The sequence below is a fragment of the Pseudonocardia wallangbongensis genome (assembly GCF_054486945.1).
Genome location: NZ_JBRERS010000014.1, coordinates 101,613 through 115,964 on the forward strand (window position 1 = coordinate 101,613; position 14,352 = coordinate 115,964).

The 14,352-nt window shown below is 73.0% G+C and carries 12 protein-coding genes; 5 read left to right on the forward strand and 7 right to left on the reverse strand.

Going from position 1 to position 14,352, the window contains the following annotated elements; translation table 11 throughout:
• Window positions 1-68: 68 nt before the first annotated feature.
• Entirely contained in the window at window positions 69-641 is a 573-nt protein-coding gene (locus ACU436_RS35555; protein WP_459031468.1) for a COG4315 family predicted lipoprotein, read from the reverse strand.
• Window positions 642-1,223: 582 nt separating this feature from the next.
• Here ACU436_RS35555 and ACU436_RS35560 point away from each other — a divergent pair.
• Window positions 1,224-3,557: a heavy metal translocating P-type ATPase gene (locus ACU436_RS35560; RefSeq protein ID WP_459031469.1), complete on the forward strand. Its 2,334-nt coding sequence runs from the start codon at window positions 1,224-1,226 to the stop codon at window positions 3,555-3,557.
• Window positions 3,558-3,702: 145 nt separating this feature from the next.
• On the opposite strand, the gene ACU436_RS35565 is transcribed toward ACU436_RS35560, so the two are convergent.
• The 5 genes from ACU436_RS35565 to ACU436_RS35585 all read right to left on the reverse strand — a co-directional run bounded on the left by ACU436_RS35565 (window position 3,703) and on the right by ACU436_RS35585 (window position 9,339).
• Window positions 3,703-4,401 carry a fasciclin domain-containing protein gene (locus ACU436_RS35565; protein ID WP_459031470.1) on the reverse strand — a complete coding sequence of 233 codons (699 nt, stop codon included), beginning with the start codon at window positions 4,399-4,401 and terminating at the stop codon, window positions 3,703-3,705.
• A 296-nt stretch (window positions 4,402-4,697) separates the two neighbouring features.
• The gene (locus ACU436_RS35570) at window positions 4,698-6,287 is read right to left on the reverse strand and encodes a molybdopterin-dependent oxidoreductase (RefSeq protein ID WP_459031471.1); all 1,590 of its coding nucleotides are present in this window, start codon (window positions 6,285-6,287) and stop codon (window positions 4,698-4,700) included.
• Between the two features lie 78 nt (window positions 6,288-6,365).
• Entirely contained in the window at window positions 6,366-7,274 is a 909-nt protein-coding gene (locus tag ACU436_RS35575) for an anti-sigma factor domain-containing protein (protein WP_459031472.1), read from the reverse strand.
• Window positions 7,275-7,312: 38 nt separating this feature from the next.
• The gene (locus ACU436_RS35580) at window positions 7,313-8,035 is read right to left on the reverse strand and encodes a sigma-70 family RNA polymerase sigma factor (RefSeq protein ID WP_459031473.1); all 723 of its coding nucleotides are present in this window, start codon (window positions 8,033-8,035) and stop codon (window positions 7,313-7,315) included.
• A 182-nt stretch (window positions 8,036-8,217) separates the two neighbouring features.
• A complete protein-coding gene (locus ACU436_RS35585; protein WP_459031474.1) occupies window positions 8,218-9,339 on the reverse strand; it encodes a GAF domain-containing protein in 1,122 nt (373 codons plus the stop codon).
• A gap of 372 nt (window positions 9,340-9,711) precedes the next feature.
• Here ACU436_RS35585 and ACU436_RS35590 point away from each other — a divergent pair, with 372 nt between their 5' ends.
• Window positions 9,712-10,767 (forward strand): NAD-dependent epimerase/dehydratase family protein, encoded by a 1,056-nt coding sequence (locus ACU436_RS35590; protein ID WP_459031475.1) that lies wholly within the window; start codon window positions 9,712-9,714, stop codon window positions 10,765-10,767.
• A gap of 12 nt (window positions 10,768-10,779) precedes the next feature.
• Here the strand turns inward: ACU436_RS35590 and ACU436_RS35595 are convergent, their stop codons facing one another.
• Window positions 10,780-12,135 carry a hypothetical protein gene (locus ACU436_RS35595; protein WP_459031476.1) on the reverse strand — a complete coding sequence of 452 codons (1,356 nt, stop codon included), beginning with the start codon at window positions 12,133-12,135 and terminating at the stop codon, window positions 10,780-10,782.
• A 115-nt stretch (window positions 12,136-12,250) separates the two neighbouring features.
• Between ACU436_RS35595 and ACU436_RS35600 the strand changes: the two genes are divergently transcribed.
• The 3 genes from ACU436_RS35600 (at window position 12,251) to ACU436_RS35610 (ending at window position 14,285) form a co-directional block, all read left to right on the forward strand.
• Complete coding sequence (locus ACU436_RS35600) at window positions 12,251-12,904, forward strand: glycosyltransferase family 2 protein (RefSeq protein ID WP_459031477.1); 654 nt, start codon at window positions 12,251-12,253, stop codon at window positions 12,902-12,904.
• Entirely contained in the window at window positions 12,901-13,578 is a 678-nt protein-coding gene (locus ACU436_RS35605) for a TIGR04282 family arsenosugar biosynthesis glycosyltransferase (RefSeq protein ID WP_459031478.1), read from the forward strand. The genes ACU436_RS35600 and ACU436_RS35605 overlap by 4 nt, the downstream gene beginning before the upstream one ends.
• Window positions 13,579-13,718: 140 nt before the next feature.
• The gene (locus ACU436_RS35610; RefSeq protein WP_459031479.1) at window positions 13,719-14,285 is read left to right on the forward strand and encodes a class I SAM-dependent methyltransferase; all 567 of its coding nucleotides are present in this window, start codon (window positions 13,719-13,721) and stop codon (window positions 14,283-14,285) included.
• Window positions 14,286-14,352: the final 67 nt, after the last annotated feature.

Below are 14,352 nucleotides of genomic sequence, written 5' to 3' on the forward strand. Positions count from 1 at the left end.
GCCGGGCGTACTGCGCAGCGGGGTCGAGAAAGCGCCCGTTCCGCGGCTCGCGGCCGGCCGCAACACGCTCAGGGAGCGGCCTTCTCCCCGGTCGGGGTGACCGCGAACCACACGCCGTCCGCGCCGTTGGCGCCGGTGCCGTCGTGGGCGCCCTGGTCGCCCGCCACCGTGTAGAGGGGCCAGCCGGCCAGGGTGACCTGCAGGGCGCCGTCCTCGCGGCGCAAGGTGCCGACCCGCTCGTGCTTGATCCCGAGCAACTCGGGTTCCTGCCCCTCGGGCACGGTGACCGGCACCCACCGCTGCGCGCACTCACCCGTGCAGTGCGACACGGGCGGGTCGTTGCCGTCGGCATCGGAGCGGTACAGGATCCGTCCGGAGCCGTCGAGCGTGACGATCCCGAGCGACGCGGTCTGGGTCGCCCACATCTGCAGCCCGCCAGCTCCGTGGTGGTGCCCGGGTGCCGACTGGCCCCGCTGCTGCTCGTGCTCTCCGCCCTCATGCTGGTCGTGGGGCTGGTGCTCCTGCGCGGCCGCGGGGCCCGTGGCCGCGGCCGGCTCGGCGGAGATCATGTTGCCGACCTCCCAGCCCGCGGCTGCGGTGAGCGCGAGGGCGGCGACGAAACCGACGACCCGGGCCGCCACCGGGGAAGAGCGGCGCGCAACGGGGCCTGCGGTTTCCGGCGTGGTCTCCACGGCAGGCCAACCTAGGGCGCCGCCGACACGAGCGGGTCGTGACACCGGAGCCGGCGACGGCGAGCGCCGCCGCTCGCGCGCCCAGCGGGGCGGCATTGCTCCGTCCGGCGGCAGCTGATGCGCGGACACGCCTCGGGGCTCGCGAGTTCCGGGTCCCGCGGTCCGATCTGCACGGCAACCGGTCCGGTCGCCACGTCAGAGGGCGAAGCGCCGCACCAGACCTCGCTGACCTGAGAGCGTCGGAACGCAGCCTGCGCAGCAGGTGCGACCGGACGGAGCAACACCGGCCCGCTCGTCGCCCCCACCGCAGCGTCCGTCGGCGCTGCTCCTCAGCATCGCAACACCATCCCGGCTCACGTCCCTAGGTTCGCCTGCCGTGGACACCACGCCGGTCACCGCGCGCTCCGCAGCGGCCCGCTCCTCCTCGACGGTCACCCGGGTCGCCGGACACGTCGACGCCGCGCTCTCGTCGGCTCGCATGCCGGCTCCGGTGTCCGCGCCAACCGGGTTCGCGGGGACCGAGGTGATCCCATGACCGTGACCGCCCACGACCCGGCCGTGACCGCCCCGCGGGCGGAGACCGAGCTGCTGGTCGACGGTATGACCTGCGGGGCGTGCGCCGCGCGCGTCGAGCGCAAGCTACGCAAGCTCGACGGGGTCGAGGCGAGCGTCAACTTCGCCACCGGCCGGGCGACCGTGACGCACCCGGACACGCTCGGCCCCGCCGAGCTCGTCGCCGTGGTCGAGGATGCCGGCTACACGGCGCGGCCTCCCGAGCCGCTCGCACGGGACGACCCGGCCGACGCCGCGCACGAGCGGCGCCTCGCCGGGCTCCAGCAGCGGCTGGCCGTCTGTGCCGCGCTCTCCGCGCCGGTGCTCGTGCTGTCCATGGTCCCGGCCGCGCAGTTCACGTACTGGCAGTGGACCGCCCTCGCGCTGACCGCGCCGGTCGCGCTGTGGGGCGCGCTCCCGCTGCACCGCGCGGCACTGGCCAACCTGCGCCACGCGTCCGCAACCATGGACACGCTCGTGTCGGTCGGCACGCTCGCCGCGTTCGGCTGGTCGGTCTACGCGATGCTGTTCGGCACCGCGGGCCAGGCCGGCCACACCCATTCCTTCGATCTGATCATCGGCCGGGTCTACGGCGGCGGCCAGGTCTACCTGGAGGTCGCCGCGGCCGTCACGACGTTCGTGCTCGCCGGCCGTTACCTGGAAGCACGGGCCCGCCACCGCTCCGGGGCCGCCCTGCGGGGCCTGCTCGCGCTCGCGGCCACCGATGCGTCGGTCCTGCGGGACGGTCGGGAACACCGCGTACCCATCGAGCGTCTCGCCGTCGACGACACCTTCGTGGTGCGGCCGGGCGAGAAGATCGCCACCGACGGGAACGTGGTCGAGGGCTCCTGCGCGGTCGACACCGCCGCGATCACCGGCGAGCCGGTCCCGGCCGACCTCGGTCCCGGGGACGACGTCGTCGGCGGGTGCGTCGCGCTCGACGGCCGGCTCGTCGTGCGCGCCACCCGGGTCGGCGCGGACACCCAGCTCGCTCGCACCGCCGCGATGGTCGAGCGCGCGCAGACCGGCAAGGCCGCCGCCCAGCGCCTCGCCGACCGGGTCTGCGGCGAGTTCGTGCCCATCGTGCTCCTGCTCGCCGCCGGCACCTGGGGTCTCTGGACGGGACTCGGTGCGGGCCCGGACTACTCCGTCTCGGCCGCGGTCGCCGTCCTGATCGTCGCCTGCCCCTGCGCGCTCGGGCTCGCGACACCGACCGCGCTGCTCGTCGGCACCGGCCGCGCCGCCCAGCTCGGCGTGCTCGTCACCGGCCCGGCGGCGCTCGAATCGACCCGCCGCGTCGACACGATCGTGCTCGACAAGACCGGCACGGTGACGACCGGACGGATGAGCGTGGTGGAGGTCGTGCCCGGCGAGGGCGAGCGGCTCGACGAGGTGCTCGCCGTGGCCGGGGTCCTCGCCGGGGCTTCGGCGCATCCGGTGGCACAGGCCGTGGCACGCCACGCCGGCGCGGACGGCGGGGCGAGCGAGGTCGTCTCCCTCGACGGCCTCGGGCTGCGGGGCACGGTCGACGGCCGCGACGTCCTGCTCGGCCGGCTCCGCCTGCTGGAGGAGCGCGGCACGACCGTCCCGGAAACGCTGCGCGACGCGCTCGCCGATGCCACGGCCGGCGGCCGCACCACGGCCGTGGTCGCGTGGGACGGGCACGCCCGCGCGGTGGTCGTCGTCGCCGACACCGTCCGTCCCACGAGCGCCGCGGCCGTCGCGGACCTGCGCCGCCTCGGCCTCGAACCGATGCTCCTGACCGGCGACGCGGCGGGCGCCGCGCACACGGTCGCCGACGCGGTCGGCATCACCGAGGTCATAGCCGAAGCGCAGCCCACCGAGAAGGTCGAGGTGATCGAACGGCTGCAGGCCGAGGGCCGCGTGGTCGCGATGGTCGGCGACGGCGTGAACGACGCAGCCGCGCTGGCCAGGGCCGACCTCGGTATCGCCATGGGCACGGGCACCGACATCGCGATGTCCGCCGCCGACATCACCCTCGTACGCGCCGACCTCGGTGCTGCCGCCGACGCCGTCCGCCTCTCCCGCCGCACCCTCGCCGTGATCAAGAGCAACCTGGTGTGGGCCTTCGGCTACAACGCGCTCGCGCTCCCCCTTGCCGCGGCCGGGATGCTGCACCCCATGCTCGCCGGGGCGACCATGGCAGCCAGCTCGGTCCTCGTCGTGACCAACAGCCTGCGCCTCGCAAGGTTCCGAGCACAGCACAGCATCACGGCGCCACAGTGGGCTCCGAAATACGGGTCTCGCACGCCCGATCTGCAGGAAAGCACAGGGACCCGGCCCGTGGGCTAACGCTATGCACCCACACCGGTCGTGGTGGGCCGACCAGTCCCTTCCGGGTGGGGATCGGGCGCCAGGCAGAGGCGGTCCTTGCTCGAATAGGCCGCCCCTGCGCAGTTCTGTGAATCGTCGGCCAGCCGGCCCTGATCCTGGACGGTCAGCTGGCGGGCATGAGGACCTTGTCGATGACGAATACGGTCGCGTTCTCGGTCGGGATGTTGCCGCACAGCACGTTGGCCGTGTTGCCCATCCCGTCGGTGACCGTGGGGGCCTCGGCAGTGCCACCGATGGTGACGTCCCCGCCCGCCAGCTCGGTCACGGTCTTGGCCTCGACGAGGCCCTCGGCGTCATAGCGCTTCGGCACGACGTGGTAGGACAGCGCCGCGCCCAGCTGCTCCTGGTTGGCGAGCAGCTCGTTGAACGCCTGGTCTCCCATCGACGACTTGACCTCGTCGAACGCACCGTTGTACGGGGCGAAGACCGTGATGGCTTCCTGCGAGTTGAGGGTGTCGGCCAGCCCGTCGACCTTCCCGACGGCCGTGACGAGCGTGGTGAGCAGCGGGTTGGTGCTCGCGGCGCTGGCCACCGGCTGGGGGCCCATGTTGTTCAGCGACCCCGGTGCGTCTCCCTGCGGCAGCTGGGAACAGGCCGGGCCGAACACGTCGTCATTGGTGGTCACGCCGTCGCCTGCGGCGGCGGCAGTGGCCGGCGCGGAGGTCATCGGGCTCATCGGCGCGGCCGGCGCACTCGAGGCGGCACCTCCGGATTGCTCTTCATCTCCACCGCCGCAGGCGGCCAAGGTCACGGTCAGTGCAGCCAGGGCGCCGATGGCGGCGAGGCGGTTGTAGGTGCGCACGGAAACTCCTTCAGAAACATCCCCGGACGATCCGGGCTCGCAGAGCGTTCGAAGCCACGATCCGATCGGTTCACCACCGCAGGTAACGTTCCGGTCACGCAAGCCCGGAGCGTCGAGCCTTCTCGAATCCTCCGAGGTCTAACCGAAGGAATGCCTCGACCCGAGGCAGCCTCAAGCGTCGCCGCGATTCTCGCTACCTCGATGTCCATATGCGCGCGGCCCTGAAGACGGCAGAGAATTCCGCCACGCGAGCAGCCATTGGGTCGGCGGCTGGGTGTTCAGGGGTGGGTGTTCAGTCAGGCTGTGCTGAAGATGGTGGCGGGCCATCCGGAGGCACCGTCGGGGATCGGGTCGGCGCGCTGTTCGGTCTGGGTGGTCCCGTTGCGGTCGGTGGCGCGGGTCTGCACGGTGTGGCTGCCGGGGGCGAGGTCGAACTCGGTCCGCCACATCCGCCAGGTGTCCTGGTTGACCTCGGTCGACAGTTCCGCCTCGCGCCACGGGCTGCCGTCCATCCGGACCTCGACCCGGCTGATGCCGGTGGGTTGGGACCAGGCGATCCCCGCCACGGTCACCCGCCCGGCCGCGACGGTGGCGAACCCGCGTGGGGTGTCGATGCGGGACTGGGTCTTGATCGGCGCCTTCTGCGCCCAGCTGCGCTCGAGCCAGTAGCCGGGCTTGGCGTCGAAGGTGGTGGCCTCCATGTCGATGATCCACTTGGTGGCCGAGACGTAGCCGTAGAGGCCGGGCACGACCATGCGCACCGGGAAGCCGTGTTCGGGCGGCAGCGCTTCGCCGTTCATCCCGATCGCCAACAGCGCCCCGCGGCCGGGTTCGAGCAGCACGCCGGTGGGAGTGCCGGTGTACCAGCCGTCGATGCTGGTGGAGTAGATCTGATCGGCGCCGGGGCGGACACCGGCCTCCAGCAGCAGATCCCGCAGCTCGACACCGATGAAGTTCGCGGTGGAGACGAGGTCGCCGCCGATCGGGTTGGACACGCACGTCATCGTGATCGTGCGCTCCACCAGCGGCCGGGCGAGCAGGTCGCCGAAGGTCAGCGTGAACGGGTTGTCGACCATGCCGTGGATGGGCATGGACCAGTCCTGCGCGCTCTGGGCGGGCACGCGCAGCGCCACGTCGATCCGGTAGAAGTCCGGGTTCGCGGTGATGAATGCGGGCGTGCCCAGCTCGGGGAACGCCGCGCCGGCCGGGATCGCCGGCGCCCGTTCGGCCAGCCGCACCCGGGTCAGCTGCTCGGTGACCCTGCGCCGGGAGTCGCCCACCCCGCTGAGCAGCACCCCACCGGCGCCGGCGCCGAGCGATGCCACCGCGACCGCGGCCGAGGAGCCGATCAGCATGGTGCGCCGCGACAGGCCGGCGCCGGCATCGTCGGTGCTGTGGTCGTAGGCGCGCAGCGCGCGCATGTGCAGCACGCCGAACACCACCAGACCCACCACCAACGCCACCACGGGTGCGACGAGGTCACCAGGGCCGAAGACCGGCGCGAACACGACCGCCGCGATGCCGAGCACCCCCAGCAGCGCAACCACGACCAGACCGGGGGCGAGGCGGCGGCATGACGCGAGTCCGGCCGCCGCAGCCACGACCGCGATCACCACCGCCATGCCGGCGAGCAGGACCGGCTTGTCCGCCACCCCGAACGTCGACTTCGCGAACTCGGTGAGGAACTGCGGGGAGAACCGGATCACCGTGTCACCGACGGCCAGGAACGGTGACGACGCCGGCGACACCACCCCCGCGACCAGATGCCCGAACCCGAGCGCCGCGCCCACCGCCAGCACTCCGATCAGCGCCGCCGGGATGCGCGGAATGCCGGCTCCCGGCGGACGGGCCGGCTCGGATCGGGCGGCGGCCACGGTGCTACTCATGGCAGGCGTTCGTCGCCGCACCGCTCCGGGTTCACCCCGCGAGCTACTCCATTCGGCTGATCCCGGGGCGGGCTGCGCCTACACCTGCCCGCTGGCAACGACCGTGGTGGGCGCGGGCGGTGCGACCCGGCCGGGCTCCAGCGAGATCGCGTACCCCAAGAACGACCGCGGCCCCGGATCTGGCGAGCCGAGCTCACGCACGGACGGGCCTGGCCCGTCGGGGTCGACGTCGAACGTGCCGATCGGCAGCGGAGCGGCATCGGTGCTGACCCCCCACAGCACGTAGACGCTGCTGGTGCCGTCGTTCGGGGAAAGTCCCGCCGTCATCACCATCCGCTCGGACGTGGTGGTCACGACCGCGGCGACCGGCCGGCCGTCGCTGGTGCTCAGCGTGGCGTGGCTGGTCCCGGGGCGATCCAGCTGGATGACGACGTCGACCAAGGCCCGGGTTTGCGCGACCTCCGCATCGCGCTGCTGCTGCAGCCGCACCGCGTACGCCGCGAGCCCACCCGCACCCGCCACGGCGATCACAGCGACGAGCGCGAGCGCGGCGGTCACGATCCGGCGCCGGCGCCGCCCCGGACCGCTCCTGCCGATCCTGGCGTCGGGCTCGGACCCGGCCGGTGACCGCCGAGGACCGGAACCCCCGGTCCTGCCCGGCCCGGTCGCCGATCCGGCCGGGCCGGTCGGGGTGGAGCGCGCTCCGGCGCGGTCCTGCCCCGCGCGATCGCGGTGCCCGACGCCCGGAGCGGTGGCGCCGGCCGGATCGGGTGTCGAGCCCGAGTCGACCTGAGGGGTCTGCGCCGCCCGGGTGAGGATGTTCTCGCGCAACGTGGCCGGCGGATCGACCTGCTCCACCGACGCGCCCAACGCGGCGGTGGCGCCCTCGGTGTCCGCGACGGTCGCCTGGCACGACGGGCACCCGGCGAGGTGGTCGCGCAGCGTCGCCTCCTCGCCGGGCTCCAGCGCGTGCAGCGCGAACGCCACGGCATCCTCGATACGCCCGCACGTCCGCCCCTCCCCGTTCACGACGGCCTCTGCATATCCGACACGCCGTCGGCCGGTTCATCGAGCGAGGAGCCGAGCAGTGTGTACAGCCGTCGGAGACCGGCGAACGTCCGCGACTTGACCGTCCCCAGCGCCACACCGGTCGACGCAGCGACCTCGCGCTGGGTGTAGCCGCCGTAGTAGGCCAACGCGAGCACCTGCCGTTGCGGGCCGGACAACTGCGCGAGCGCACCGCGAACCCGACCGGCCGCGACGGCATCGAGAGCCCCCTCGTCCGCGCCCGGTCCGGGCAACGGTGCGGTCATGTCCTGCCCGACGCGCTCCCCACGGCGGCGGGACGCTCGCTCCCGGCGCACAGCGTCGACCGCCTTGTGGTGCACCAGCGTCAGCAGCCACGTGCCGAAGCCGCCGCGCGCCGGGTCGAATCGGCCAGGATCGCGCCACACCGCCACGAACGCCTCCTGCACGACATCCTCGGCCAGGCCCTCATCGGCGCAGACCCGGCGAGCCAGCGAGTAGGCCTGCTTAGCCCACCGGTCATGTAGGCCGCCGAGAGCTGACGGCGAGCCCGCGGCCACCCCGCGGACCAGTTCCTCGTCGGCGGGATCGCGGGGCGGGCGCGGCGGGAGGGCCGCAGCGGGCTTCCTCGTGGGCGGTTCCCGGCGGTCGCGCCCGCCCGGGGCGTCGGCACCTACCGCCACGAGGCTCCTCACACAGCCGTCTTCGCCGCGACGCAGCATCCGGTTCGCATCAGTTTTCCGTAGTCACTGGAACATGAGCACAGCGGACCCTCAGCACCGCGTGCGCTCGCTCGCAGTCACCACGATCTGCCAGGAAGGGGGACTCCATCTACCTGAACAGGACACCCGGGTGCGAACCGCGAGGCCTCGACCGCAGACCTCCAATCCGACCCGACCACCGGTCACACGTCTTCGGTGAATCGCAGCTGTCGGTTCACCACATCGTGGGCGACGTCGCCGAGTAGTTGGTTCTCGGCGAATGCATGGGCACGCAGCCGGGCGAACGCGTCGCTCGCGTTCAGCCCGAGCTGCGCGACGACCATTCCGGCGGCCTGCTGGACCTCCGCGCGTCGACCCCAGGACGTGTCCCAACCGTGGTCGTCGCCGGGGTCGGTGCGCAGCTCCAGCAGCATCAACGCCGCGGTGTCTCCGACGCTCATCGCCTCACGCAACTGGGCTGCGCTCAGCGACCCGGGGGCACGGCGGTACAGATCGAGAACACCGAGTTCGACCGTGCCCCACTGCAACGGCAGCGCGAAGATCGCCCCGGCACCGGCCTGCTCTACGGCGGCAGCGGCGAACACCGGCCAGCGGCGCGCGTCGGCCGTGTCGTTCATGTCGGGCACCAGCACCGGACGTCCGGTCAGGGCCGCTTCCATGCAGGTCCCCTCACCGAGGGTGAACTGCAGCTCGTCCAGCAGGTCAGCCGTCGCGTCACTGGCGAACAACATCTCCCGGGACGCCGTCGCAGTGGACAGTGAGATCGCGGCCCCGTCGATGTCCAGGCCCGCCACGCACGCACGGCAGATCTGCTCGGCCAGCGCACGGTCGTCAGCGACATCGCGGGCGATGGCCAGCAGCGCCCGCGTCACCTCACCCGGCTCACCCACCGGCCACGCCCCCTCGACCCGGGCGGCGTCGGCCCAGCTCGATGGGCTCGACCCGCGTTCATCCGTGCCGGGTTCGAAATCTTCGGGCGACGCACTCGCCGCCGCGTCACGCTCGGTGGTGCTGCCCGCGGGCGTCCGGGATGGGCTCCGGATCACCAGCTCACACACGTGGCCGATCAACTCGCGGCGGGCGGTGCGCAGCAGCAGCGAGAAGGCCGAGCCTTCAGTGGGGTCGAACTGCGGTGCGGTGCGCCACAGCTGCAGGTAGACCCGCTCGGTCGCCCGCTCGGCCCATGCGGCTTCGCCCAGCACACCAGAGAGCAGCCCGAACACCACCGGCACGGTCTGGTCGTAGAACGCCGCCAGGGCGCGCAGATCACCACGCCCGGCAGCCAGCAACAGACCGTCAGTCACTGCTCCACTCAGCTCGTGGTCGCGGGGCTCCGCCGTTGGGAGTCGCGGCAGTCCGGGGCGTTGCCGATCGCCGGGCAGCGGCATGATCCTCCCTGGTGTACTGGCGGACGCCACCAAGCCCTCAGCAGCCGGAAGCGGCACCGGTCCGACGGCATCCTGCAGAGATACCGACCCGATTCTGATACCCGAACGCGCCCGATTCACCCACCTGCCAGGGACGGCACGGCCGAGCAGCCGAAGGCGGGGCGTCGAGGAGGCGGACGCCGGTACTCGTGCCGCCAGGTCGTTCATCCTCACCAGCGGCGGCGTCTGTTCATGCCCCTGGGCCGTTCTGGTGCTGCCGGTTGGGCGTGGCGGCTCTACGTTCTGTTGGTGCGGGTATTGGTCACTGGTGGTGGGGGCTTCATCGGGTCGCACGTCGCGGAGATGGTGGTGGCGGCGGGGCACGAGGTGGTGTGCCTGGACGCGTTGCTCCCGCAGGCGCACGGGAAGGGCGTGCACTCGGGCGACGGGCTGGTGATCGGCGATGTGCGGGATCGCGCGGTGCTCGACTCGTTACTGCCCGGTGTGGATGTGGTGTGTCACCAGGCGGCGATGGTGGGCCACGGAGTGGACCCCTCGGATGCCCCGGACTACGCCTCGATCAACGACTACGGCACGGCCGTTCTGCTGGCCGCGATGCACACCCATGGGGTGCATCGGTTGGTGCTGGCCAGTTCCATGGTCGTCTACGGCGAGGGTCGGTACCGCTGCGTGCAGCACGGGCAGATCGCGCCGGGTCCGCGTACTGCAAGAGACATCGCGGCTGGGCGGTTCGACCCACCGTGCCCGCGGTGCGCGGCGCAACTGGCCCCAGAGCTCGTGCCCGAGTCCGCGTCCCCGGACCCGCGCAGCACCTACGCGGCCACCAAGCTGGCCCAGGAGCACCTGGCCGGTGCCTGGGCCCGGCAGACCGGCGGCGGCGTGTGGGCGTTGCGGTACCACAACGTGTACGGGCCGCGGATGCCGCGCGACACCCCCTACGCCGGGGTGGCGTCGATCTTCCGCTCCGCGTTGGAGCGCGGTGCGGCGCCGCGGGTGCTGGAGGACGGCCGCCAGCGCCGGGACTTCGTCCACGTCACCGATGTGGCCAGGGCGAACCTGCTGGCACTGCAGGCCGAACCGCCGGCTGGCACCTGCCGACCCGTCAACGTCTGTTCCGGGGAGCCGCACACCGTCGGCGAGCTGGCGGGAGCTCTGGCCGCCGCGTTGGACGGACCGTCTCCGGAGATCGTCGGCGCTGCCCGATCGGGCGATGTGCGCCACATCGTGGCCGATCCGGCGCGGGCCATCGAGCTGCTCGGGTTCACTGCGCAGGTCGGGTTCGCCGACGGGGTCGCGGAGTTCGCGCGGGCGCCGCTGCGGGCATCGGCCGGCCTGGGCGGGTGACTCCCGTCCAGCTCACCACACGGTCATCAGCAGGTGGTTGACCAGCAGTGCCAGCAGCACCTGAGCCGTGAGCCACACCCTGGGACGAGGTAACAGCACGCACGGCAGGACCAGCCACACCGCGAACGGTAGCCAGATCCGTTCCACTTCGGCCTTGCTGAAGCCGGACAGGTCGGCGACCAGCACCGCGGCCAGCGCCGCGACGGTCAGCGCCGTGACCGCGGCCGGTAGGGCGCGCGGGTGTGCGGCCATCCTCCGCAGTCCGGCGAGCACCGCCGGACCCAGCGCGAACACGAGCGCGGCCAGGTTGGCCCACACGAAATAGGTGTAGGGCCGCGTCTCGGCGATGCTGGCGGCGTAGATCACCCGCACCCGCTCGAAACCGGTGAACCACCAGAAGCCTGCCAGGGTGAACGCCGCCACCACGACGGCGACCCCGAGCCCGCCGAGCAGCAACGCCCGACGGGCACGGGTCACGGCGAGCACGGCGAGGGGCAGCAGCCCACCCAGCACGAGTCCGTAGGACAGGTACAGGGTGTAGCCGAGCAGCAACCCGCCCGTCACCGCGGCCAGATCGGCCCGCCCACCGCGCGCCGTGGCGCCGACGGCGAGCAGCGCCACGCCCCAGGCCAGGATGCCGGCGAACATCCCGTCCGCGGACACCCCGACCCACACCGCTCCCGGGAACAGCACGCCGAAGGGCAGCACGCCCCGCGCCTGCTCCTCGGCGCCGAGGGCGCGCAGCGTGACGGCGACCGCCACGCACGCCGATGCGCCCACGAGGATGCACGCGACCCCGGCCGGCCCGCCGCCGCCCAGCCCGAGACGATCGAGCCACACGAACGGCAGGAACGCACCGGGTGGGTGCGCACCGACGTGGGTGGTCCAGAAGCCGGGCCGATCGGTGAGGATGTGCTCGGCGAACCCGCGCAGCATGGCCGGGATGTCGGTCACCCGGGGCACGTCGTGCAGGTACTCCTCGGTACTGGTCAGCCGCGCGACGATGCCCTCGCGGTAGCCGTCAACCACGGCCAGGCACAACGTCCAGCCGGTCGCAGCGAGCCACGCGGTGATCAGGAGCGGGCGCCACCGCATCCGGACGGCGAGCGCAGGACCGTACAGCACAACGGCGGCCGCGATGGCAAGGGCCGGGACGGTGCCCGGTCCGACGTGTGGCTGCCAGAGGGCCAGCAGCGGCGGGAACCCGAGGAGGATGTTCACCCCGTCGGCAGCCAACGCTCGCCCGACCAGCGCGGCAGCCGCGACCGAGGCAGCCCCGGCGAGCACCGCGAGCGCGTCGAGGACAGCGGCGCGACGCCCGCGCGATGCGGCGTCCTGCAGGTGGTCGGGCCGGGATGTGATCGGCACCCGGCAGACGGTAGGCGCTCGGCTCGCCGCCGGCCCGTCCAGCACGTTCACGCTGTTCGCCCGTTCGGGCGCCCGGTGGCTGAACCGGATGGTCCTGGGGAACGAACACCTTGTCATGATCACGGTTGATGTGGTGCTCCCGTGTCTGGACGAGGCGGAGTCCCTGCCCGGGGTGATCCGGGCGCTGCCACCGGGGTGTCGGGCGTTGGTGGTGGACAACGGTTCGACCGACGGCACCGTGGAGGTCGCGCGGGAGCTCGGCGCCCGGGTGGTCCGTGAACCGCGGCGTGGGTACGGCGCCGCCGTGCACACGGGGCTCGAGCACGCCGAGACAGATGTGGTCGCGGTGCTCGACGCGGACGGATCGCTCGACCCGGCGGCGCTGCCCGAGCTCATCGCCGTGGTGGTCTCCGGTCGGGCCGATCTCGCGGTCGGGCGTCGGGTGCCGACGGCCCGTGGGGTGCTGCCATGGCACGCCCGCGCAGGCAACGGGCTGCTCGCCGCGTTGCTGCGCCGCCGTGGCGTGCCGGTGCACGACATCGCCCCGATCCGGGTTGCGTGCCGGCAGCGGTTACTGGACCTGGACGTCCGGGACCGGGCCTTCGGGTATCCACTCGAGCTGCTCCTGCGCGCCGCCGCGGCGGGCCGGCGGGTGCACGAGGTGGACGTCGTCTACCGGCCGCGGACGGGTGGCCGGTCGAAGGTGTCCGGGTCGGTGCGCGGCACCGTGCGCGCGGTGCGGGACATGGCCGTGGTGATGTACCGGTGAGCCGGCCGGTGCTCCTGCTGGTGCTGGCCAAAGCACCGCACGCCGGGCGGGTGAAGACCCGGCTGTGCCCGCCTGCGGACCCCTTGCTGGCAGCCCGCATCGCCGCCGCCGCGCTGCTGGACACCCTGGCCGCCGTGCAGGGGGTGCCGGACGGGCGCCCGGTGCTGGCGTTGTCCGGGGACCTGGCCGGTGCCGAGCGCGCCGACGAGATCCTCGACGCGGCACGCGGCATCCCGGTGATCGCCCAGCGCGGCTTGTCGCTGGGCGAGCGGATCGCCGCCGCGCACGCCGACGCCGCCGCCTTCGCACCCGGCAGCCCGGCACTGCAGATCGGGATGGACACCCCACAGATCACGGCCGAGCTGTTGCACCGCTGCCACCAGACGCTGACCGCACCAGGCACCGACGCGGTGCTCGGCCCGGCCGACGACGGCGGGTGGTGGGCACTCGGGCTTCGCGACCCCCGCACTGCCTGCTGCATCCGCGCGGTCCCCACGTCCCGGGCCGACACCGGCACCCGCACGGCGCGGGCTCTGCGGGCACACGGGCTGCGGGTGGCCGAGCTGCCTGGGCTCTCCGACGTCGACACCGCCGCAGACGCCTACCGCGTCGCAGCTCAGGCGGGCGGCACCCGGTTCGCTGCCGCCGTCGCCGAGCTGTCATGGGCTCGATGAGCACACGGCCGGTGGCCGCAGTGCCTGCAACCACAGCGCCGCCGGACCGTGGACAGGATCGGCAGGCAGGAGCCCCTGGCGCCTTCGACGCCGCCCTCACCGGAACGGTCGACCAGTTGCAGCTCGCCGACGGTCGCACCATGTCGTTGGCCACCCAGCGCTGGCGGACCACCGCGGACCAGACCGACCAGTGGATGCTCGACCGCTGCCACGGCCCCACGATCGACCTGGGTTGCGGACCCGGCCGGCTGGTCGCGGCGCTGCGTGCGCGTGGTGTTGCTGCGCTCGGCGTGGACTCCTCGTCGCTGGCGATGCGGCATTGCGCATTGCGGCGAGCGCCGGCTGTGCGCCGTGACGTCTTCGACCCGCTGCCCGGCGAAGGTTCCTGGCGACATGTCCTGGTCGCGGACGGGAACATCGGCATCGGCGGCGATCCGGCCGCGCTGCTGCGCCGCGTGGCGTCACTCGTGCGGCCCGACGGCACGATCCTGGTCGAGCTGGCCCCGGAAGGCACCCTGTGGCGCGGTGAGGCGCGGTTGCGCGGAAACCGCTGGGACACCGGTCCGTGGTTCCCCTGGGCCGTGGTCGGCGCGGACGCGGTGACGCACCTCGCGCGGCGCGCAGGCCTGCTGGTCACCGATGTACTCACCCGCCGCGGACGCTGCTTCGCCCAACTGGGCACCGACCGGTCAGAGGCACGGGTATGAGGATCCCATGATCGACGGCCTCGTCCACCACGCCGAGGTCATCTCCCACAAGGCGACCGACTACCGA